Source organism: Ruegeria sp. BB1 (genome assembly GCF_056539465.1).
The window spans coordinates 1103894-1124364 of record NZ_JBQFVB010000001.1 but is presented as its reverse complement, the minus strand read 5'-3'; the positions used below and the strand labels follow the sequence as shown (position 1 = coordinate 1124364).

19 protein-coding genes and 2 tRNA genes are annotated in these 20471 nt (G+C 57.3%); 9 read left to right on the top strand and 12 right to left on the bottom strand.

Annotated elements, in window-relative coordinates:
• Position 1 precedes the first annotated feature (1 nt).
• Both ACR0AL_RS05600 and ACR0AL_RS05595 read right to left on the bottom strand, forming a co-directional pair.
• Positions 2 to 1051, bottom strand: coding sequence for an ABC transporter ATP-binding protein (locus ACR0AL_RS05600; protein WP_170357763.1), 1050 nt, complete (start codon positions 1049 to 1051; stop codon positions 2 to 4).
• A gap of 84 nt (positions 1052 to 1135) precedes the next feature.
• The gene (locus ACR0AL_RS05595) at positions 1136 to 2875 is read right to left on the bottom strand and encodes an ABC transporter substrate-binding protein (RefSeq protein ID WP_170348231.1); all 1740 of its coding nucleotides are present in this window, start codon (positions 2873 to 2875) and stop codon (positions 1136 to 1138) included.
• A 243-nt stretch (positions 2876 to 3118) separates the two neighbouring features.
• On the opposite strand from ACR0AL_RS05595, the gene ACR0AL_RS05590 reads away from it, so the two are divergent.
• From ACR0AL_RS05590 to ACR0AL_RS05560, 7 genes are read left to right on the top strand one after another with little or no spacing between them, the layout of a single operon-like run.
• Entirely contained in the window at positions 3119 to 4480 is a 1362-nt protein-coding gene (locus ACR0AL_RS05590) for a V-type ATP synthase subunit B (RefSeq protein ID WP_170357764.1), read from the top strand.
• Complete coding sequence (locus ACR0AL_RS05585; RefSeq protein ID WP_480662247.1) at positions 4458 to 5063, top strand: V-type ATP synthase subunit D; 606 nt, start codon at positions 4458 to 4460, stop codon at positions 5061 to 5063. Before ACR0AL_RS05590 ends, ACR0AL_RS05585 begins: the two co-directional genes overlap by 23 nt.
• On the top strand, positions 5060 to 6856 hold the full coding sequence (locus ACR0AL_RS05580; protein WP_480662245.1) for a V-type ATP synthase subunit I: 1797 nt from the start codon (positions 5060 to 5062) through the stop codon (positions 6854 to 6856). Before ACR0AL_RS05585 ends, ACR0AL_RS05580 begins: the two co-directional genes overlap by 4 nt.
• Entirely contained in the window at positions 6853 to 7296 is a 444-nt protein-coding gene (locus tag ACR0AL_RS05575) for an ATP synthase subunit C (protein WP_170348235.1), read from the top strand. The genes ACR0AL_RS05580 and ACR0AL_RS05575 overlap by 4 nt, the downstream gene beginning before the upstream one ends.
• Positions 7296 to 7973 (top strand): hypothetical protein, encoded by a 678-nt coding sequence (locus ACR0AL_RS05570; RefSeq protein WP_425080881.1) that lies wholly within the window; start codon positions 7296 to 7298, stop codon positions 7971 to 7973. Before ACR0AL_RS05575 ends, ACR0AL_RS05570 begins: the two co-directional genes overlap by 1 nt.
• 1 nt (position 7974) lies before the next feature.
• Positions 7975 to 8667 (top strand): hypothetical protein, encoded by a 693-nt coding sequence (locus ACR0AL_RS05565; RefSeq protein WP_480662243.1) that lies wholly within the window; start codon positions 7975 to 7977, stop codon positions 8665 to 8667.
• Positions 8664 to 10505, top strand: coding sequence for a V-type ATP synthase subunit A (locus ACR0AL_RS05560; protein WP_480662241.1), 1842 nt, complete (start codon positions 8664 to 8666; stop codon positions 10503 to 10505). Before ACR0AL_RS05565 ends, ACR0AL_RS05560 begins: the two co-directional genes overlap by 4 nt.
• A 9-nt stretch (positions 10506 to 10514) precedes the next feature.
• On the opposite strand, the gene ACR0AL_RS05555 is transcribed toward ACR0AL_RS05560, so the two are convergent.
• From ACR0AL_RS05555 to ACR0AL_RS05530, 6 genes are all read right to left on the bottom strand, one after another.
• Positions 10515 to 10589: transfer RNA gene (locus ACR0AL_RS05555), tRNA-Glu, on the bottom strand.
• A 23-nt stretch (positions 10590 to 10612) separates the two neighbouring features.
• A tRNA-Glu gene (locus ACR0AL_RS05550) sits at positions 10613 to 10687 on the bottom strand.
• A gap of 98 nt (positions 10688 to 10785) precedes the next feature.
• Positions 10786 to 12528, bottom strand: a complete 1743-nt coding sequence (recJ, locus tag ACR0AL_RS05545) for a single-stranded-DNA-specific exonuclease RecJ (RefSeq protein ID WP_480662239.1) — start codon at positions 12526 to 12528, stop codon at positions 10786 to 10788.
• Positions 12529 to 12621: 93 nt separating this feature from the next.
• Entirely contained in the window at positions 12622 to 13605 is a 984-nt protein-coding gene (gene glpX / locus ACR0AL_RS05540; protein WP_170348240.1) for a class II fructose-bisphosphatase, read from the bottom strand.
• Positions 13606 to 13675: 70 nt separating this feature from the next.
• A complete protein-coding gene (locus tag ACR0AL_RS05535; RefSeq protein ID WP_170348241.1) occupies positions 13676 to 14962 on the bottom strand; it encodes a homoserine dehydrogenase in 1287 nt (428 codons plus the stop codon).
• Between the two features lie 127 nt (positions 14963 to 15089).
• Entirely contained in the window at positions 15090 to 15338 is a 249-nt protein-coding gene (locus ACR0AL_RS05530) for a hypothetical protein (RefSeq protein ID WP_170513157.1), read from the bottom strand.
• 99 nt (positions 15339 to 15437) lie between these two features.
• Between ACR0AL_RS05530 and ACR0AL_RS05525 the strand changes: the two genes are divergently transcribed.
• Positions 15438 to 16025 carry a TetR/AcrR family transcriptional regulator gene (locus tag ACR0AL_RS05525; RefSeq protein ID WP_170348243.1) on the top strand — a complete coding sequence of 196 codons (588 nt, stop codon included), beginning with the start codon at positions 15438 to 15440 and terminating at the stop codon, positions 16023 to 16025.
• Here the strand turns inward: ACR0AL_RS05525 and ACR0AL_RS05520 are convergent.
• The gene (locus ACR0AL_RS05520) at positions 16022 to 16933 is read right to left on the bottom strand and encodes a pirin family protein (RefSeq protein ID WP_480662237.1); all 912 of its coding nucleotides are present in this window, start codon (positions 16931 to 16933) and stop codon (positions 16022 to 16024) included. The genes ACR0AL_RS05525 and ACR0AL_RS05520 overlap by 4 nt on opposite strands.
• A gap of 147 nt (positions 16934 to 17080) precedes the next feature.
• Here ACR0AL_RS05520 and ACR0AL_RS05515 point away from each other — a divergent pair, with 147 nt between their 5' ends.
• The gene (locus tag ACR0AL_RS05515; RefSeq protein ID WP_226688621.1) at positions 17081 to 17572 is read left to right on the top strand and encodes a hypothetical protein; all 492 of its coding nucleotides are present in this window, start codon (positions 17081 to 17083) and stop codon (positions 17570 to 17572) included.
• Here ACR0AL_RS05515 and ACR0AL_RS05510 read toward each other — a convergent pair.
• Genes ACR0AL_RS05510 through ACR0AL_RS05500 form a run of 3 tightly spaced genes read right to left on the bottom strand, consistent with a single transcriptional unit; the run spans position 17535 to position 20336 of the window.
• Positions 17535 to 18122, bottom strand: a complete 588-nt coding sequence (locus ACR0AL_RS05510; RefSeq protein ID WP_170348246.1) for a TadE/TadG family type IV pilus assembly protein — start codon at positions 18120 to 18122, stop codon at positions 17535 to 17537. The genes ACR0AL_RS05515 and ACR0AL_RS05510 overlap by 38 nt on opposite strands.
• Positions 18123 to 18126: 4 nt before the next feature.
• Complete coding sequence (locus ACR0AL_RS05505; RefSeq protein ID WP_170348247.1) at positions 18127 to 18657, bottom strand: TadE/TadG family type IV pilus assembly protein; 531 nt, start codon at positions 18655 to 18657, stop codon at positions 18127 to 18129.
• Positions 18654 to 20336 carry a TadE/TadG family type IV pilus assembly protein gene (locus ACR0AL_RS05500; RefSeq protein ID WP_425080875.1) on the bottom strand — a complete coding sequence of 561 codons (1683 nt, stop codon included), beginning with the start codon at positions 20334 to 20336 and terminating at the stop codon, positions 18654 to 18656. Before ACR0AL_RS05500 ends, ACR0AL_RS05505 begins: the two co-directional genes overlap by 4 nt.
• Between the last annotated feature and the right edge of the window lie 135 nt (positions 20337 to 20471).

Here is a 20471-nt window from a genome sequence, read left to right as displayed (position 1 = left end):
GTCAGGCCACCCTTTTGCCGTCTTGGCCGAAATACCGGCAATGCGCCGGGTTCATGTAAAAGCTGTGATCCTCACCGACCTGATAGGGATGCACACCGGCAGCCAGCGAGACCCACGCTTCATCTCCATGTTGGAAATGCGCGCTGGAATCGGACCCGGACAGTTCAGTGACGATCACACGACCGGTCAGTTCCACATCTGCGTCCGAGGTGCGGACCGGGGTCACGCGGTGCGGACGCACAGCAACCATGTATTCTCCATCAGCCATATCCGTAACGGTCCAGCCGCCCCCGCCCGCCAGTTGCGCCTGAGCGCCAGTGACCGAGACTCGAGCTACATTGATTGGCGGGTCCGAGAACACCCGCGCAGCGGCGATGTTTTCGGGATTGCGATAGATATCAGCGGTTGGGCCGAACTGAGTAACGTGGCCGTCTTCCATCAGAGCGGTGTACCCACCTAACAGCAGGGCCTCTTCTGGTTCCGAGGTGGCATAGACCACGACGGCACCGCGACCTGCAAACAGGTCTGGTAATTGTTCGCGCAGTTCTTCGCGCAATTTGTAGTCAAGGTTCGCCAACGGTTCATCCAGGAACACGGCGCGGCTTTCTTTCGCGATGGCACGGGCCAGCGCGGTACGTTGTTGTTGCCCGCCCGACAGCTCATGCGGGCGACGGTTAAGCATCGGGCGCAATTGCAGCAGATCGGCGGCCTCTTCCACGCGGCCCTCGATCTCGGATTGCGCCATACCAGCCACGCGCAGGGGCGAGGCGATATTGTCGAAAACACTCATATGCGGGTAGTTCACGAAGAACTGGTGTACCAAGCTGATCTGACGCTTTTGCGTGTTCAGCCGTGTCACATCCTGCCCATCCATCAGAACCTTGCCCGAGGCGATCGGGTCCAGCCCGGCCATCATCTTGATCAGAGAGGTCTTGCCCGAGCCCGTCGCGCCCAACAGCACGTTGAAATGGCCCGTTTGCAGCGTCAGGTTGGTGGGTTTGATATGGATGACGTTGCCAACCCGTTTGGTGGCATCTTGTAATTCGATCATGTCCGTGAGTTCCGGTCCTTCAGTGCATCGCACTGGTCTTTGGGGTGGGGATGCCTGAACCGGCACCCCCGGGGTTTCAATGGTCTATTGAGCCTGCCAGCGCTGAACCAGTTCGTCATAGTTGACGGTCTGGCCTTGCGGTTTTTCGTTCTCAAGCTTGGCCTTTGGCGAACCCTCTTTTTCCAGCCAGAAGGCAGGATCCTGCGGGTCGTTCAGGCGTGGACCACAACCACCGTAGACACCGGCGCTTTCGTCCGCGGCCTGCATACGGGCCATGGTGATGTCCATCTCTTCAGCCAGACGGTCCATCGCCTCTTGCGGGGTAAACGCACCCGAGTTCACGTCACCGATCTGCTGCCACCAGATCTGGGCCAGCTTCGGATAGTCCGGCACGTTGATGCCGGTGGGCGACCATGCCACACGGTCAGGCGAGCGATAGAACTCGACCAGACCACCCAGCTTGGGTGCGCGCTCGGTGAAGGACTCATGATTGACCGAGCTGTCGCGGATGAAGGTCAGACCCACGTGGGACTTCTTCACATCGACAGTCTTGGAGGTCACGAACTGAGCATAGAGCCAAGCCGCCTGAGCACGATCCGCAGGGGTCGATTTCAGGAAGGTCCAAGACCCCACGTCCTGATAACCAACCTTCTGGCCTTCTTCCCAGTAGGGGCCGTGCGGGCTGGGTGCCATCCGCCACAGCGGCGTGCCCTCGTCATCCACGGTGTTGTTACCTTCGGATTTCGGCTTCACCATGTCGGCAGTAAAGGCGGTGTACCAGAAGATCTGCTGGGCGACGTTGCCTTGGCTAAGCGCTGGTAGCGACTGGTAGAAGTCATAGGACGCCGCACCCGGAGGCGCATAGGCACGCAGCCACTCATCCCATTTGCGGATCGCATAGACCGCAGCGGGACCGTTTGCAGCGCCGCCGCGGGACACGGATGCACCGACAGGGTTACAGGTGCCCGCTTCCATGCGGATGCCCCACTCATCAACCGGAATGCCGTTCGGCTCGCCAACGTCGCCGGCACCGGCCATTGACAGCCACGCATCGGTCATACGCCAACCAAGGTCAGGTGCGCGCTTGCCGTAGTCCATGTGGCCATAGATCGCCACTCCGTCGACTTCCTTCACGTCATTGGTGAAAAATTCGGCAATGTCTTCGTAAGCCGACCAGTTGACCGGAACACCCAGGTCATAGCCGTACTTTTCTTTGAACGCGGCTTTGTTGGCTTCGTCGTCGAACCAGTCCTTGCGGAACCAGTAAAGGTTCGCGAACTGCTGGTCAGGCAGCTGGTACAGCTTGCCGTCCGGACCGGTGGTGAACTGAATGCCCATGAAGTCATCCAGATCCAGCGTCGGCGAAGTTGTCGCCGCCCAATCGCCAGCCATCATGTCGGTCAGCGGATAGGCCAGTTGCAGGCGCGAGTGGGTGCCGATCAGGTCACTGTCGTTGACATAGCCGTCATACAGATTCCGGCCGGTCTGCAGCTGGGTTTGAACCGCCTGAACCACTTCGCCTTCACCGAGGATCTGGTGGTTGACCTTGATGCCAGTGATTTCCTCGAACGCCTTGGTCAGGACCTCGGATTCGTAAGAATGTGTCGGGATGCCTTCGGACAGGACGTTGATTTCCATGCCAGCGTAAGGCTGTGCAGCTTCGATGAACCACTGCATTTCCGACATCTGTTCGTCTTTCGACAAGGTCGATGGCTGGAATTCGTCGTCGATCCAACGTTGTGCTGCGGCTTCGTCGGCCCAAACGGGACCGTGCCCCGCAATGACGGCAGCCGCCGCCACTGCGGAAAGTAGATGTCTCCGCATCTGTCTCCTCCCAAAAATTATGGTTGTCCGGTGCTAACCGGATGACCGACAGCATCAGCGATTTTCTGCGCACCTGTCAAACTAAATTTTTAGTAAATGAAAATTCCGCCGGTTTCGAAGGGTTGATTTATCCTCGGTTGCCAATTTCTGAATTCGTTGTAAGCTGTCCTTACAATTACAAAAAATGCCACTGACCACCGTGGCGAATTTACTGAAAATCTCTTTGACGCATGGGGGTAAGTGATGTCCCGAAGCCTGTTGAAGTACACGCGTGTTCTGGAAATTGTCGGTGACACGATCAAGGTTCGGGTGCCGATTGATGGCGCGCGCGACCCAGCCGTTCGCTTCAACGATCTGGCGGTGATCGAGACGGTGGATGGCCGCAAAACTCTGGCTCAGGCGATCTTAATTGATCGGGACGTGGTGACGTTGCAGGTGTTCTCGGGCACCAAAGGCATATCCACCGAGGCGACGGCGACCTTTCTTGGCCACCCAATGCAGACGCCCTATTCGGCCAACATTTTGGGGCGCGTGTTCGACGGGGCGGGGGTGGCGATCGACGGCGGACCCGACCTGACTGCCGAGCCGCGCATCGACATCGGTGGTCCCACCGTAAACCCGGCCGAGCGTGCGGTTCCCAACAAGATGATCCGCACGGATGTGCCGATGATCGACGTGTTCAACACGCTTGTCGAAAGCCAGAAAATCCCGATTTTCTCGGTCTCAGGTGAGCCGTTCAACGCCTTTCTCAGCCGAATCGGTATTCAGGCGGATGCCGATATCGTGGTGTTCGGCGGGCTGGGATTGATCTTTGATGACTATTACACGTTCCGCACCTCCTTTGAGGATGCGGGCGTGTTCTCGCGCACCGTGATGTTCGTCAATCAGGCGATGGACCCTCTGGTCGAACGTTTATTGGTGCCGGATATGGCGTTGGCCGTGGCCGAGAAATTCGCGGTGGAAGAGGGCAAGCGCGTGCTGGTTCTGATGACTGACATGACCGCTTTCGCCGATGCGATGAAAGAAGTGGGGATCAGTCAGGAACGCGTTCCATCGCAGCGCGGATATATGGGTGACCTCTATTCGCAGTTGGCGCGCCGGTACGAAAAGGCGTGTGATTACGCCAAGGGCGGGTCGGTCACCGTGTTGACCGTGACGACAATGCCAGGCAATGACGTGACCCATCCGGTGCCGGACAACACGGGCTATATCACCGAAGGCCAGATTTACCTGCATTCGGGTGTGATCGACCCGTTCGGCAGCCTGTCGCGCCTCAAGCAGAACGTAGTTGGTAAGACGACCCGCGAAGACCACGGGCAGATTATGAACACGATGATTCGGTTTTATTCGGAAAGCCGGGACGCCGCGCAGAAGCAGGCGATGGCCTTTGACCTGTCGGATTACGATCACCAACTGCTGAAGTTTGGCGCGCTGTTCCGTAAGCGTTTCATGGATATCAACGTCTCGATCCCGCTGGAGGATGCGCTTGATCTGGGCTGGAAAACCCTGGCTGAGTGTTTTGCCCCAGAACAATTGCTGATGAAGCAATCTCTGGTCGACAAATATTTCCCAAAGGATGCCGATGGCGCGGTTGCAGCTGAATAAATCGTCGCTCGCCCGCGAGCAGACGCAGCTGAAAAGCTATGAGCGGTTCCTGCCGTCACTGGACCTCAAGCGCCAGCAATTGATGGCGGAACGTGTGAAAGCCCGTGAGGAGGTGAGACGGCTAGAGGACGAGGTGCAAGAGCTGGCCCAGCAGGTGGGGGCAAAACTGCCAATGCTGGCACAGCAAAGCATCGATCTGGACGGGCTGGTGGAACTGAAAGACTACAGGGTCAAAGAGGTCAACGTGGTGGGCGTCAAAATGCCTGATCTGGACCGGATCGAGGTTGCAGTGCGCCCCTATTCGCTGTTGGCAAAACCCCATTGGGTGGATGCTGCGGCGCAGTTGCTGCATGACATGATCGAAGCGCGCCTGCGGGTCAAAGTAGCCGAGGAGAGGGTCAGGATTTTCGACAAGGCTGTTGCCACGATCACGCAGCGGGTGAACCTGTTCGAAAAGGTTCTGATCCCGCGCGCCAAGGCCAATATCAAGAAGATCCGCATCTACCTGAGTGATGAGCAGATGCAGGCCGTCGTCCGCTCGAAAATCTCCAAGCGTAAACATGCGCAAGAGGCGGCGCCATGAGTATCGCCCGCCTCAAAAAGCTCTCGCTGGTAGGACGAGCAGCGCAGAAAACAGCAACGCTTGAGGCTTTGCAGGAACTGGGGTGCATGCATGTATTGCCACTGGCCCCGCCACCATCTGAGCCGGAAAAGATCAGCGCGCGCGGTGCAAGAGATGCCTATAAGGCGTTGCGATTCCTGACAGATGTACCTGAGCCACGCCGCCAAATTCAGCGCGACACGGACTTTAATATGGATCAGTTCGTCAAGGATGTGCGCGACCTGATGCAACGCAGCCGCGACATGACAGACAGGCGGGATTTTCTGGCCGATCGCATTGCGAAGGTGCGGCCGTGGGGCGATCTGGATTTTCCGCCCGATGACGTTCTGGCGGGCAACCGGCTATGGTTCTACCAACTGCCGTTAAAGCGTCGAGATGCTTTGAATGACCTGACGCTGCCCTGGGCGATTCTGGAGCATGATCATCGGTTTATCTATGCGGTCCTGATCTCGTCGGATGAGCCCGTCGACGACATTCTGCCAGTACCGCGCACCCATACGGGGTCACTGCCCATTCATGAGCTTGAGGCCCAGTTGGAAGAGGCGGAAATTGCCATCGAAGCGCTTGAGGCCGAACGGGTCGCCCAGACCCGCTACTTGACGCTGATGCGGCGTAACCTCTCGGTGGCTGAGAGCGCGGCAGAGCTTGCCCATGCGACGCAGAAAGTGCGCGACGAAGAGGCGATGTTTGCCCTTCAGGGCTGGGTGCCAGAAGATCGCGTTGATGCCGTGTTGGACATGGCGAAGGGTAAGGACGCCGCGATTCTGATCGAGGACCCAGGCCCCGAAGACTCGCCACCCACTCTGTTGGAGCAGCCGGAAAAACGTAACGCTGCCGTAGATTTGGCGCTGTTTTATCAAGTTCCAGGTTACAAAGATTGGGACCCAAGCGTCATCGTCGCCGTGTCCTTCGCGTTCTTCTTTGCCATGATTGTAGCTGATGCAGGGTACGGCGCGACCATACTGCTGGGCTTGCTGCTGTTTTGGAAACGAATGGACGGAACTGCCGGGCAGAAATCATGGCGTCGGTACGGATTGATCATTTCGGGCGCGACGATTGTATATGGCGTTCTGGTGGGCAGTTATTTCGGTGTGTCACCGCCGGAAGGGTCGATCCTCGCCAAGGTGAAACTGCTCGATCTGAACAATTTTGGTGCCATGATGATGGTCTCGATTGTTGTGGGAGTTCTGCATCTGGTGCTGGCCAATGCACTGGCCGCCCACGCTGCCTGGGGACAGCGCAATGCGATTGCCAATCTGGGCTGGATCGCTGCACTGATTGGCGGATTTGTTTTGTGGCTCAGCTATGTGAAGGGAAACTCTGCAACACCCGGTGCGGTGATCCTTAGCGCGGGCGTTCTGGCGATCCTTTGGTTTTCCAGCGATCGCCAGATCAACAAGCCAATCGATTGGTTATGGCGTCTGATTGGCGGCATCCAAGCCCTGGCCGGAGCGATGGGGGCGTTTGGTGACGTACTCAGTTATATGCGCCTGTTCGCGCTGGGCTTGGCCTCGGCCTCGCTGGCGATCACATTCAACGATCTGGCGGTGTCAGTGATGCACGCGCTGAAGGGACCCGGGATCCTGTTCGCTCTGCTGATCCTGATCGTCGGTCACGCCCTGAACTTCGCCCTAGCGATGATGAGCGGCGTCGTCCACGGGCTGCGTCTTAATTACATCGAATTCTTTAAATGGGGTTTGCCGGACGAAGGCATCGTCTTTCGCCCGTTTGCCCGCAAGGAGGTTCAGGAATGAATGAGCTTGTTCTTACATTGGGTTGGCTGGGGATTTACGCACCGATGGCACTAGGTGCGGCTGCAAGCGCCATTGGCTGCTCCATTGCTGGTATGGCCAGCATCGGCGCCATGACCGAGACAGAGGGGGGCTATGGCCGGTTCGTCGGCGTTTCGGCCTTTCCGTCGACCATGGTTATCTACGGCATCGTCATCATGTTCACCCTGAACCGTGAGGTGACGCCTGAAAATGCGGGCGGGTTGTTCGGGATCGGCATCTTGTCGGGCATCGCCTTGATGTATTGCGGTATCTGGCAGGGCCGGGCCTGTGCAGCAGCGATCAATGCAACCAAGGAAAAGCCGGAAATCTTCGGGCTGTCGTTGGCACCGGCCGCGATTATCGAAGGCTTTGGCGTTTTCGCCTTTGTCTTTGCCTTGGTCATCAGCGCGGGGATAAGCTGATGGCACAGGATGGCATGATCTCTCACGGTGTTGACGCGCTGATCGACAAGTTGCGCAACGATGGGGTGGCCGCTGGCCAGGCGGATGCAGATAAACTGCGCGCCGATGCCAAGGCCGAAGCGGCAAAGATTCTGGCCGACGCCAAACGCGAGGCGGACGTGTATCAAAAGAAGGCCCGCACGGATTCTGACAACTACCGTGCAGCGGGCGAAGAGGCGCTGAACACTGCCATGCGGGATGCGGTGCTGACCATGAAAGCCGGCCTGACGGACCGCTTTCGCGAAGATGTCGAACGTTTGGTCACCAAGGAAATGGCCGATCCAGACCTGCTGAAGCAGATGATACTCGAAGTTGTGGGCCGTGCGGCAGAAGGCGCCAATCTGGACGGAAAGGTAGAAGTCATTTTGCCCGCGAAGATCGCCACGCAAGAGGATATCAAACAGAATGCCGACGATATCCAATCTGGCAAGCTTACCAAATACGTACTGGGTCTGACCGCTGAAATGCTGCGCGAGCAGGTCGAACTGCACGCCTCGGATGATGCCGAGGGTGGCATACAGGTGCGGGCAGACGATCAAGGCGTGGCTTTGGATCTGACGGATAAAGCGGTGGCCTCGTTGCTGATGGAGCATCTACAGCCGCGTTTCCGGGCCGTTCTGGAGGGGGTGATCCGTTAGAATGCCAAACCCTGACGCCTATATCGCGCTGATCAGCAGCTTACCGGGGTCGGAGCGGTTGTTTGTCGCCAAACAGCCGCCCTTGTCGCGGTTGCGGCTGGATCGGCGTTTAACGGCGCTGACACCCGAGGATGCGCGCGTTTTGAAGGTGTTGGAGCATGCTTTGAACTGGGGCGACTACGACATCGGGGTAACCGACGCGCAGGCCATTGGGCGCTGCAACGAGGCGTTGCACGATATCTCGCAGCCCACCTTGCGCAAGATGCTTATTGAGCGGATGGACTTGCGTACTGTAGTGGCCGCGCTGCGCCTGCGCAAACAGGGGGTCAGCCCACCTGCCGGATCGTTCGGTATGGGGCGTTGGGTCCGCCATATCCCTGCCAATTGGAACGACCCGAGCTTTCGATTGGAAGGTCCGATGCCTTGGATCAAGGAGGCCCAGCAACTATTGGACGCCGCAGATCCTTTGGGCTTGGAGCGGCTGCTCTTGTCGGTCAGCCACAAGCAACTGAAACGCCACGCTGCCCGCCATTATTTCGATTTCGAAGCAGTGGTGATCTACGTGCTGATCTGGAACATTTTCGACCGCTGGGCGCAAAGCAATGCGCAGGAGGCGGCCAAAAGATTTGAGCATCTGGCCCAGCAGGCCATGGCCAATGTCGCCGATATCAATTTTGACGGAGCTAACGCATGACCGCCCCAACCTCTGCCGAACAGACCGCCACCGCCCGTGTCGTCTCGGTGCAAGAGGGGTTGGTGCAGATACGGGCCAACCATGACGCCTCGGGGCAACCCGGGCAGTTGGTCAAGAACGAAGTGGTCTTTATTCTGCCAACACGCCCCGGGCCAGGTGGGCGGCAGGAACGCCTGAAGGCCGAGGTGCTGCGGGTGCGTGGTGATACGGCGGATGTGCAGGTCTATGAAAGCACCGACGGGGTTGCCGTGGGCGACCCGGTCGAACAATCTGGCCAATTGCTGTCGGTCGAGCTGGGGCCGGGTTTGTTGGGGCAGGTGTTCGACGGGTTGCAATCGCCTTTGCCCAAAGTAGCGGCTGATTTTGGCACCTTCCTGCCCCGCGGGGCGGATGTGGCACCGCTGGACGATCAGGCAAAATGGTCGTTCAGCCCTTCGATCAAGGTCGGGGATACGGTGACGGCCGGTGATAGCATCGGAACGGTCCCCGAGGGACATTTCACCCACAAAATCATGCTGCCGTTTAACTGGATGGGTGATTACAAGGTCATCTGGGTACAAAAAGGCGCGGCCACGATCCACGACATAGTGGCCCGTCTGGAAGATGAGCAAGGCGGCGAACACACGCTGACCTTATGCCAGAAATGGCCAGTGCGGCGGCCTTTATCGGAAAGCATTCTGAAACGCGCGCTGTCCGAGCGGTTGTATCCGACCGAACCGGTCCTGACCTCCCAGCGCCTGATCGACACGTTCTTTCCCATCGCACGCGGGGGGACGGCCTGTATTCCTGGGCCGTTTGGGGCGGGCAAAACCGTTCTGCAAAACCTGATCGCGCGCAATGCCAAGGTGGATATCGTCATTGTCGTAGCCTGTGGCGAACGTGCGGGTGAAGTGGTTGAGACGATCCACGAGTTTCCCAAGATGACCGACCCAACCACGGGTGGCAGTCTGATGGATCGTACGATCATCATCTGCAACACGTCGTCCATGCCGGTTGCCGCGCGCGAGGCCTCGATCTTCACCGGTATTACGCTGGGCGAATACTATCGACAGATGGGCTATGACGTGTTGCTGATTGCCGACAGTACCAGCCGCTGGGCGCAAGCGATGCGCGAAACATCCGGAAAACTTGAAGAAATCCCGGGCGAAGAGGGTTTTCCTGCCTATCTGGAAAGCTCGATCAAGGGACTGTATGAGCGTGCCGGAGCAATGAAAACCAATGACGGCGATTTGGGCAGCCTTACCTTGATCGGAACCGTCTCCCCCGCCGGCGGCAACTTTGACGAGCCGGTCACGCAATCGACCCTGTCCACAGTGAAATGTTTCCTCGGCCTGTCTTCGGAACGCGCCTACAAGCGGTTTTATCCTGCGGTCGATCCGATGCTCAGTTGGTCGCGCTATACGGATCAATTGTCCGACTGGTACGACAAAAACGCCGAACCGGGTTGGACCGGCAAGGTCCGGGATTTGCTGGCCCTGATCGAAAAAGGCGAACAGGTCGATCAGATGATGCAGGTGACGGGGGAAGAGGGCGTCACGATCCAAGATTTCGTAACCCAGCAAAAAGCGCTGTTTGTGGATATGGTTTATCTGCAGCAGGACGCGTTTGACAAAGTGGACGCGACGGTGCCGCTGGAACGTCAGAAAATGACCTTCAAGCTGGTCTACGACGTGACCCAATCAACTGCGGAGTTCGCTGACAAGGCCGAGGTTCGGCAGGTGTTTACGCAGCTCACAGGATTGATGAAGAACTTTCACTATGCGGCGGAAAACACACCGGAATTCAAGTCGATCTGGGGGCAGATACAAAATCTGTGCCGCGAGAAGTTTGGTGTCTAAATAGGGAAGTGGTAGCCCGTAGGGGAATCGAACCCCTCTTTCCAGGTTGAAAACCTGGCGTCCTAACCGATAGACGAACGGGCCATTTGGTATGGCGCAAGCACAAGTGGTAGCCCGTAGGGGAATCGAACCCCTCTTTCCAGGTTGAAAACCTGGCGTCCTAACCGATAGACGAACGGGCCACGCTGGCTTGTGGAGGGCCTTTTACGGTTTCACCCGGACCCCCGCAAGCCGAAAAATGCAAGGATGGGAAAGTTTTTTCCCAGACCCGAAATCGGGCTTAAATCGCCTCTGCTGCGTCTTCCAGCCGAAGTTGCACACTTTGGCGTCCACCCCATGAGTTCACCTCTAGCCGCCCGGCGAAATGAAAGCGCGCGCCGCCGTGATTTGACAGCTTTTCGCCCATCGGACCGTCAAAGGCCCCAAAGGCAATTGCATCCAGACCGCCGCCAACACCGTCGGACAGGGACAGTTTCAGATGGGATTCACCAACGCGTTTGGCAAAACGCACCTGCAGGTCGGGCAGCGCATATCGCGGGGCTGGGGCGCTGGCCCCGAACGGACCTGCCTTTTCGATCTGTTCGATCAGATCAATAGTGGCTGCACCAGGCATCAGGGTGCCATCCAGTTTCAAATCGGCCGGACCGCCGTCACCCGCGCCTTGCTTGGCCAGCAATTCGCTGAGCCGCGCCATGGCAGGTTCCAACTGGTCGCGCATCACGGTCAGCCCCGCCGCCATCTTGTGGCCGCCGCCCTTCACCAGTAACCCTTCGGCCGCTAGCCGCTGGATCGACGCACCCAGATCAACGCCCGAGATCGAACGGCCCGAGCCTTTGCCCTCATCCCCGTCGAAACCGATGACAATCGCGGGGCAGTTGGCGTTCTCCTTCAGGCGTGAGGCCACGATGCCGACCACGCCAGGGTGCCAGCCTTCACCCGCAGCCCAAACAAGCGGCGCATCCAGACCACGTTCCTCGGCCTGCTCTAACGCTGCGGCACGTACGGCGTTTTCGATGTCACGACGCTCGGTGTTCAATTCATCCAAGCGTTGCGAGAGCGCCTGCGCCTCATGCATCGATTCTGTGCTTAGCAACCGCGCGCCCAGGTCCGCCTGACCAATGCGCCCGCCCGCGTTCACGCGCGGACCCAGCAGAAACCCCAGGTGATAGCTGTTAGGCGCCGAGTCCATGCGCGCCACATCCGACAGCGCCACAAGACCGGGCCTTTGCCGTTGGGCCATAACCTTCAGGCCTTGTCGCACAAGCGCCCGGTTAGCTCCGATCAGCGGGGCCACATCAGCCACGGTCGCCAGCGCCACGAGATCCAGCAGACCAATCAAGTCAGGCCCCTTTACACCTGCCTCACGCAGTTGACGTCCGGCTTCGACCAGCATCAGAAACACGACACCGGCGGCGCAGAGAAAGCCCAGATCGCCGCTTTCATCCTGCCGGTTAGGGTTCACCACGGCGGCACAATCGGGCAGAGTTTCGCCGCCCAAGTGGTGATCCAACACGATCACATCTGCGCCCTTGGCTGCTGCAATCGGTTCGTGACTCAGCGTGCCACAATCGACGCAGATGATCAGGTCATGCGTGGCGGCCAGTTCCTGCATCGCGGGCACGTTGGGGCCATAGCCCTCGTCAATTCGGTCGGGCACGTACAAAGTAGCCTGCAGGCCCATCTGCCGCAGCCAAACCAGCAGCAAAGCCGCAGAACTGGCGCCATCTACGTCATAGTCCGCGAACACTGCGATCCGCTCATTGTTCGTGACCGCTAACAGGAATCGCATTGCGGCTTTTTCCATATCCTTCATGTCGCGCGGGTCAGGCAGCAGTTCTTTCAGTTTGGGTTCCAGAAACCCGGACGCCTCCATAGCAGAGACGCCGCGTCGCGCCAGAACCTGACACACCGCGCGGGGCAGACCGGCCTGTTGGATCAGCATTTCCGCGGCCCGCTCAACGTCGGGCGCTGGGCCGACCCAACGTCGCCCGGATAGTGACTGCTCAACCCCAAGATAACTCATGGTGTGCCTCTTATGCGCCAAGGCCGGACCCTCTCGGATCCGGCCTCTTCATCTTTTTCCAAATACTCTCGCCGAAGGCAATGGCGCAAACCATCACGCTTTGTCGTGGGGCCACATTGGCGTGCGATACGACATGCGGCGGACCGAGCCGGTTTTCGACCGCATCAGCAGCGTGGTGGTTTCGACCCAGCCGGGTTCGCGCTTGATGCGCGGCAACAGCGAACCGCCGGTGACACCGGTGGCAGCAAAAATCACGTCGGCAGTGACCATTTCGTCGCGGGAATAAACGCGGTCCAGATCGGTGATGCCTGCCTTGGCGGCGCGGCCGCGTTCGTCATCGTTGCGGAACAACAGGCGGCCAAAGATCTGACCGCCCATGCATTTAAGCGCAGCTGCAGCCAGAACGCCTTCGGGCGCGCCACCCGAACCCATATACATGTCGATGCCGGTCTCTTCGCTTTCGGCACAGTGCATGACACCGGCCACGTCACCATCGGTGATCAGGCGGATCGAGGCGCCGGTTTCACGGACTTCAGCGATCATCGCTTCGTGACGGGGACGCTCCAGAATGCAGACGGTGATATCGGCAGGCTCACAACCCTTGGCCTTGGCCAGTGCTTCGACCCGTTCGCGGGGCGACATGTCCAGATTGACCACACCTTCGGCGAACCCCGGACCAATGGCCAGCTTGTCCATGTAAACGTCCGGCGCATGCAACATCGAGCCGCGCGGGCCCATGGCGATCACGGTCAGCGCATTTGGCATGTCCTTGGCGGTCAAGGTGGTGCCTTCCAGCGGGTCCAGCGCGATATCCACACCAGGTCCGTTTCCGGTGCCGACTTCTTCGCCGATATACAGCATCGGCGCTTCGTCGCGTTCACCTTCGCCGATAACAACCACACCCGCGATATCCAGCAGGTTCAGCTGTTCGCGCATGGCGTTTACTGCTGCCTGATCGGCGGCTTTTTCGTCGCCACGCCCAACCAGAGAGGCGGACGCCAGTGCGGCCTGTTCTGCGACCCGCGCAAGGCCCAGAGACAACAGTCGGTCGTTGAAATCAATCTTGGCAGCACTCATTTTTCACTATCCTCAGGTCAGTATCGGCGTTTTCTTCGGCATAGCCTGCGTCTTGGGCAGGCCGCAAGGGTCAAACCTCTTCGATGCGCAATGCAACTGGCTCATCCGCCACCACATCGGTGTCCCGTAGCCCGTTCAGGGCAACGTCCAGCGTGGCGCGCGTGGTTTTGTGGGTGACGATCAGAACCGGAGCGGTGCTTTCCGTATGCCCGTATTGGCGCATCCGGTCGATTGAAACACCTGCATCGCCCAGAATAGCCGCCACTTTGGCCAGCGCTCCAGGTTTATCGAAGAGGGCAAGCCGCAGATAATAGGGGGCGGGCAGTCCGGTCACCGCAGGCTTGGCATCTTGCAACGAGGTTGCGGGGCGACCAAAGGTCGGGATTTGCAGCCCGCGTGCCAGATCGCAGACATCGCCCATCACTGCGCTTGCCGTAGGGCCTTCGCCAGCTCCGGGGCCGCGCAGCACGACTTGCTCGACCGCGTCGCCCTCGATCACCACCATGTTTGTGCCGCCTTCCAACTGCCCCAAGGGCGAGCTGCTGGGCACAAGGCACGGCTGCATACGCTGTTCCAAACCACGGGCCGAGCGTTGCGCGACGCCCAGCAGTTTGATGCGATAGCCCATATCGGCGGCTTGATGAATGTCTTCCAGGGTGATCTGCTGAATGCCTTCGATCTGGATTCCATCGAAGTTCGGCTTGGTGCCAAAAGCGATCGAAGACAACAACGCCAGCTTATGCGCCGCGTCGATGCCGCCAACGTCCAGGTTCGGATCGGCCTCAAGGTACCCAAGCTGCGCGCATTCTTCGAACAGCGCGTTATAGCCCAGCTCCTGCGATTGCATGCGGGTCAGGATATAATTGCAGGTTCCGTTCATCACGCCCATGACGCGGGTGATCTCATTTCCGGCCAGCCCTTCGGTCAGCGACTTGATCACCGGGATACCGCCTGCAACGGCGGCCTCGAACCGGATGACACGACCAGCTGCTTCGGCCTTTTCGGCTAGGTCCTGACCGTGGATCGCCAGCAGCGCCTTATTGGCGGTCACCACGTCCTTGCCAGTGGCCAGCGCCGCCTCGACCGAGGCTTTGGCCGGGCCGTTTTCGCCGCCGATCAGTTCGACAAACACATCGATGTCATTGCGCTTCGCCAACGCCACGGGATCGGTTTCCCAGGCGTAGTCCGACAGGTTCACACCGCGATCCTTATTCGCATCGCGCGCCGAAACGGCAACGATCTCGACAGATCGGCCCGTGCGTGCCTGCAGCAGGTCTGCGTGGCGGCGGATGATCTTTACGACACCCACGCCAACCGTTCCCAAGCCCGCAATTCCCAGCCGCAGCGCCTGTGTCATCCCGTGGGTTCCTTTCCGCTCGAAATTTCCGTGGTTTCGGGCCGTTTGCCCGTTCAGCGCTGCCTTAGCGGGTTCAGCGCTAGGGTGCAATGCGTCCTGGTCCCGGACGGGGCTGAATCGTAGGGGCTTAGTTGATTTCCGCGTTCTGGAGTTCTTCTGACTTTTTCTCAAGTTCCTCACGCCGCGCAATCAAGTCTTCTTCGACCACGGCGGCCTCGTTCACCGGATCAACGGCGGGGCCCAGGTTTTCCTGCAGCGGGATAAGTTTAGGATAGCGTGCCGACTCCAGCTCCGGCAACTCGCGCCCTTCCAATTCTGGAATATCGGTGCATCCGGCACATGCGAGCATCAGTATCAGCAAAGGCAGGGGTTTCATGCAGAACTCTTTCAACATCAACTGAAACTGTGATGCACCTTTTAGTGGTTTGGTTCAAGCGGGGTTCTATCTGAACAAACGTTCAGATACGGTGTGGGAATGGCACGTACGCAAGGTTCACATTCCGATATTACCGGCCCACGCATCCGCAAAGCGGCGCTGGGTTTGTTCGCCCGTCACGGCTATGCGGCCGTCTCGATGCGCCAGATCGCGTCCGAGGTCGGGGTGCAGGCAGGAGCTCTGTATAACTACACGCCGGATAAACAAAGCCTGCTATACCGTCTGATGCACGAACACATGCAAGAGCTGCTTTTGGCTTATGACGATCTTGACCATCCTGCCGATGCGTCCGAGGCGTTGCGCCAGTTCGTAGGGTTTCATATCCGTTTTCACCTGGAGCGCCCAGATGAGGTGTTCATTGCCTATATGGAATTGCGCAACCTGACACCGGAAAACTTCTCGGAAATCGAGGCCTTGCGCCGCAGCTATGAAAACGCGCTAGAGACCATCTTGCGCAGCGGGCAGCAGGGCGGGGTATTCGATATCGCGGATACCAAGATCGCCACCCTCGCCGTTATTGCCATGCTGAACGGGGTGATGACTTGGTATCGCGCAGGTGGACGCTTGTCGCTGGACGAAGTCGAGCAGGTCTATTGGGACATGGTGCGTCGGTCGGTCTCCACTTAGTGAGCCGGTCGAATGAACGTGCCATTACGCAATTCGCGAAAGGCCTGTTCCAATTCAGACTGAGTATTCATGACAATTGGCCCATGCCAAGCTACAGGTTCGGCAATCGGAGCACCTGAGATCAAAAGGAAACGCACACCCTCAGGGCCGGCCTGCACTGTGATCTCATCGCCGCTGCCAAAGCGCACAAGGGTTCGATCGCCGGACATGTCCCGAATGTTAACTTCTTGCCCTGCAACCTCTTTTTCCAGCAGAACGCCGGTTGGTTGCGAGGCATCGGCAAACGCAGCCTGACCTTCAAACACATATGCGAAGGCACGGCGATAGGTATCTATCCGGAATGTTTTCTTGACCCCTGCATGGATCTGAATGTCCAGATATTGCGGGTCGGCCGCGATCCCATCGACCGGGCCGGTCTTGCCCCAGAACTCTCCTACAATCACACGCACAGTTGTTCCGTCATCATCGGTGATTTCCGGGATGTCTTTGCTTTGCACGTCCTGATAGCGCGGCGCAGTCATTTTCTGTGTCGAGGGCAGGTTGCCCCACAACTGGAAACCATGCATTTGGCCAGCGGCGTTACCCGTCGGCATTTCCTGATGCAAAATCCCAGACCCGGCTGTCATCCACTGTACATCTCCGGCGCCCAATGTCCCGCTGTTGCCCAATGAGTCCGAGTGGTCAACTGTGCCAGCCAGAACATAGGTGATCGTTTCGATGCCACGATGAGGGTGCCATGGGAAACCCGCCTGATAATCCTGCGGGTTTTCATTGCGAAAGTCGTCAAAAAGCAGGAATGGGTCCAGTTCAGATGGGTCCTGAAAGCCAAACGCGCGGTGCAATTTGACCCCCGCGCCCTCAAGCGTTGGTGTGGATTTGCGGGTTTCCAAAACTGGTCGTAGGGACATTGTGACCTCCAATAGCTTTGGTTTGCATGTATGGTAAGCGCAAGTCTGGTCAATCAGCAGAAAAGAACGGGTGCTGTGCGGAAATCTACCCCTCTGTCCTTCCCGGAACAAAACCGTTAAACCGTGGCAAAAAAATCGGGGAGTCACATGCAACAAGAGGTTTTGGCCACCATCAGGCCCTCAATCGCCAGACGTTGGCTGGGCACCGGAATGTTGGGCTGTGTCGGTGTACTTGTTCTATATGTCGCGTTGTCACATCCATCCGAACCGATATGGCTGGTTTTCCTGCTTGTGGTGGGTGGTGCGTCTTTCTGGTTGGCCTACCGAATGTGGTTCGCGACCGATGATGCGATCGAGTTGACGCAAACCGAACTCAGAACCGGGGCAGGGCGGCTGATTGCCAAAGTCGAAGATATCGAGAGTATTGACCGGGGTGTCTTTGCGTTCAAACCCTCAAACGGTTTTCTTCTAAAGACACGGCAAAGTGCCGAAAATAGCTGGGCGCCTGGCCTGTGGTGGCGATTGGGACGCCGGGTGGGTGTCGGCGGGGTAACAACGGCCGCCGAAACCAAGTTTATGTGCGAAATACTGCAGGCTCTGGTTACGACTGGCAGCCCTGTTGAGAAACAACCCCAATAATCTGATTTTCGAAGCGCGGACGCGTGAAGATGTAGTTCTCGAATTGATAGTCGGTATCCAGCCAGGCGGGCTTGACTGTCCATTCATAATCGTTTGACGATTCCACGATAATCATCGGCTCTAGGTCGGCCATGGGTGGAAGTCGGTCGCGCAATCTGTCGATATTGCCGTTGTCCCATATCCCGGGAAATCCGCAGGTTGTTGACCATTCCACATCGTAGTAGTCGTCGCCACCGTTTTCGAAATACCGGATGAATGACACACGCAATCTCATCTCGGCGGTGCTGTTTACCATCCGTTGCATCAGGGTGTGCATGGACTCGATGTAAGTGTCAGTAACAGTGTCTTTTTCCCGCGAGAGCAGATCGCTGACCGTATACGCGGCTTTCACGTTCAAAGTGCTTTGGCGAAAGCCGTCAAAGAACGTGTAGGTCAGCGAGATCGTCATAACGAAGATCGGGAATAACAGCAGGGACTCCAGGGTGAGGCTCCCGCTCTCACGCCGTGCGGAGCTTCTCAGATACTGTCGGATTCTAGTAAGAAAACGCATTGTATCAAGGCTCCTGAACAAAAGCGGTCGTTGAAGTTAGAGAGATCACACCATCGTCACTGACTAAGGCGACTGCCATGTCTGATCCGGGGAAAACCGGATCAATCTGTGCGCAAGCGCGCAAGATCATCAGCTCATTTGCCGGACCATTCGTGAATTCCCGAACGGGTTTTGTCGGTTCCGCACGGTCCGTACAGTCCGGTGACACAGGCAGCGTGACGCCAGTGAAGGCGCTCTGACGGATCATTTCCAGCTGCAAGTTACTCGTGCAATCGTCAATTACGAGGGATCTTTCGCAAATTGCATCCTTGATTTGATCGTGCGTGGGCCCTGATCCGGTCCCAAGGCGAATATCACGGACAACCATATCGACAGCACGTTCCAGCATAACTTGTTTTACGGAAACCAGTGCATATTCCACGGCGCACAGTATGACGACGAGGTACAAGGGGAACAGGATGACGAACTCAACCGCCAACCCGCCTTTCTCGGACCGTCTGAACCGTAGTATATTTTTCAGAAACCCACGGGTCATTGCGTCAACTTCAATTGTTTGATCGAAGCAGCGATGGATTCGAACACCTGTTGAAGGGTCAGATTGGCGCTGCCCAACGTCCCATCGCTGTTGACTGCATAAACTGTGCTGGGGCTGCTGGCGCAATCCTCGATGGTGGTCACGCCGACTGCAGGTGCTTCGAAGGCAATGCCGTAGACGATCACACCCTTATTTTTAGCGGCCGCACAAATATCCGAGGTGCGAATATTTTTAGTGGACGAACCGATAGAGTTATATGCACCGTAATACCAGTTGTTGATACGATTGCTGTCAAAGCGGTAGTTGTTTTCGGCGTTCCAGCGCAGAGACGCACGGTTGAACAATTCAGGATAAGTCAGGCGAATGGCATCACCATCCTCTTGATCGCCATGACGGTGGTTACGGTATTCCTGCTGACGGGACCAATAATAAACGGGCGGTTCTACGCCAGGTTCCGTAATTCTGACGCTGTATTCACCTACTTTGCCGTCCCAATGCGTGTATCCAGCGTTGAACCAGACATCCGAATTCCCGTCACGCAGATCTTCTTCCAGCCTGTATTGTGAGGTATTTTCGCCATCGGTAAACACAATGAGAATTTTTTCTACATCGTCTTCATAGTTTTTCGGACGGTCACCGAAAGTAGCAGGAACAATGGTCTCGGTCGAAGACGAGCTGACTCTCTGTGTCGACAAGTCATTTATGATGTCCTGAAAATCGGGGTCCAGCAACGCCATGCCCCACTTTACGCCGATGTCGATCGAAGTGTTGCCCTGCGCCGTAAGATCGTCGATCCGGTCATGCAATTTATCGATATCGTTTGTATGAGCGGTGATTTCACTACCGTCCCGCGTTGGGCAAGTAAGATACCTGGGTTCTTCCCATTGCGTTCTGCTTGTCCGATAGCGATCAAAATGGGCGGTGCGGTCAAACGAGGCGGTTGGGTCCAAAGCAGCCTGCCGGAAATCTGATGAGCTAAAGTTCAGGCAATGCGAGTAATTGTGTTCATTTGTTACGTTTGTGAACTTGCCCAGAATATCCTCGCCCGCGTTCACTTGCGTGGCGTAGGGGATGATCGAGATTGAAATCTTATCCGGATTTTCTTTCTCATACATTGTGTCCACGAAACTTTTAGCCGCATCGCGCAGAACCGCAATTTTGGATCGGCCTTCCGTGGCGGATGCCCGAGTCATCGAACCGGACATGTCCAGAACTAGGGAAATTTCAACAGAACCAACAGATTCTTCCGCGGTACTTGTCGCTGAGGCGGTCAAAGTGTCGATGTACACAAACCTCATGAAGTTTGTTGTGACGGTTTTATCTGCCGACGCGATCACTTTCCGAGATCCGATGCCTTCAATGACCTCGATGTCGTAGTTGACGTCACCCAACCCAGATTTCTTGATGTACTCTTCAGCCACCAGCTTGGGGTCTACATCAACTTGATCCAAGTTGGCAGCAGCAAGGACAGCGCGATCCAACGTTGCTTGCATCGTCGCTCTCTCGCGCTCGAACTTCATGATGTCGACGCCCAGACCGGTTGTCGCAAACATCATCAGAAGGCCGATAAGCACAAAAAGCGTGAATACCGCACCACCTTCGTCTTTGGCGAAACGGCGGGCGACCGAAGCCTTTTTTTCAGATCTCTTTGAGCCGCTTTGAAATACGCGCTTATTCATCTTGATGACCTCGCTGAGCAGACATCCAAACTGCTAAGGAAATATTAACTCTCAAAAATTAACGCCGAATCGTGGCGGGATTTAGGCGAAAAAGCTGCTGACTTGACTGATTTACAAGCAAAAGCGGGATAATTC

Excerpts from the sequence above, each read along its gene's own strand:
- ACR0AL_RS05600 (WP_170357763.1), bottom strand. The coding sequence starts at position 1,051 with ATGATCGAATTACAAGATGCCACCAAACGGGTTGGCAACGTCATCCAT.
- ACR0AL_RS05595 (WP_170348231.1), bottom strand. The coding sequence starts at position 2,875 with ATGCGGAGACATCTACTTTCCGCAGTGGCGGCGGCTGCCGTCATTGCG.
- ACR0AL_RS05590 (WP_170357764.1), top strand. The coding sequence starts at position 3,119 with ATGTCCCGAAGCCTGTTGAAGTACACGCGTGTTCTGGAAATTGTCGGT.
- ACR0AL_RS05585 (WP_480662247.1), top strand. The coding sequence starts at position 4,458 with ATGGCGCGGTTGCAGCTGAATAAATCGTCGCTCGCCCGCGAGCAGACG.
- ACR0AL_RS05580 (WP_480662245.1), top strand. The coding sequence starts at position 5,060 with ATGAGTATCGCCCGCCTCAAAAAGCTCTCGCTGGTAGGACGAGCAGCG.
- ACR0AL_RS05575 (WP_170348235.1), top strand. The coding sequence starts at position 6,853 with ATGAATGAGCTTGTTCTTACATTGGGTTGGCTGGGGATTTACGCACCG.
- ACR0AL_RS05570 (WP_425080881.1), top strand. The coding sequence starts at position 7,296 with ATGGCACAGGATGGCATGATCTCTCACGGTGTTGACGCGCTGATCGAC.
- ACR0AL_RS05565 (WP_480662243.1), top strand. The coding sequence starts at position 7,975 with ATGCCAAACCCTGACGCCTATATCGCGCTGATCAGCAGCTTACCGGGG.
- ACR0AL_RS05560 (WP_480662241.1), top strand. The coding sequence starts at position 8,664 with ATGACCGCCCCAACCTCTGCCGAACAGACCGCCACCGCCCGTGTCGTC.
- recJ (WP_480662239.1), bottom strand. The coding sequence starts at position 12,528 with ATGAGTTATCTTGGGGTTGAGCAGTCACTATCCGGGCGACGTTGGGTC.
- glpX (WP_170348240.1), bottom strand. The coding sequence starts at position 13,605 with ATGAGTGCTGCCAAGATTGATTTCAACGACCGACTGTTGTCTCTGGGC.
- ACR0AL_RS05535 (WP_170348241.1), bottom strand. The coding sequence starts at position 14,962 with ATGACACAGGCGCTGCGGCTGGGAATTGCGGGCTTGGGAACGGTTGGC.
- ACR0AL_RS05530 (WP_170513157.1), bottom strand. The coding sequence starts at position 15,338 with ATGAAACCCCTGCCTTTGCTGATACTGATGCTCGCATGTGCCGGATGC.
- ACR0AL_RS05525 (WP_170348243.1), top strand. The coding sequence starts at position 15,438 with ATGGCACGTACGCAAGGTTCACATTCCGATATTACCGGCCCACGCATC.
- ACR0AL_RS05520 (WP_480662237.1), bottom strand. The coding sequence starts at position 16,933 with ATGTCCCTACGACCAGTTTTGGAAACCCGCAAATCCACACCAACGCTT.
- ACR0AL_RS05515 (WP_226688621.1), top strand. The coding sequence starts at position 17,081 with ATGCAACAAGAGGTTTTGGCCACCATCAGGCCCTCAATCGCCAGACGT.
- ACR0AL_RS05510 (WP_170348246.1), bottom strand. The coding sequence starts at position 18,122 with ATGCGTTTTCTTACTAGAATCCGACAGTATCTGAGAAGCTCCGCACGG.
- ACR0AL_RS05505 (WP_170348247.1), bottom strand. The coding sequence starts at position 18,657 with ATGACCCGTGGGTTTCTGAAAAATATACTACGGTTCAGACGGTCCGAG.
- ACR0AL_RS05500 (WP_425080875.1), bottom strand. The coding sequence starts at position 20,336 with ATGAATAAGCGCGTATTTCAAAGCGGCTCAAAGAGATCTGAAAAAAAG.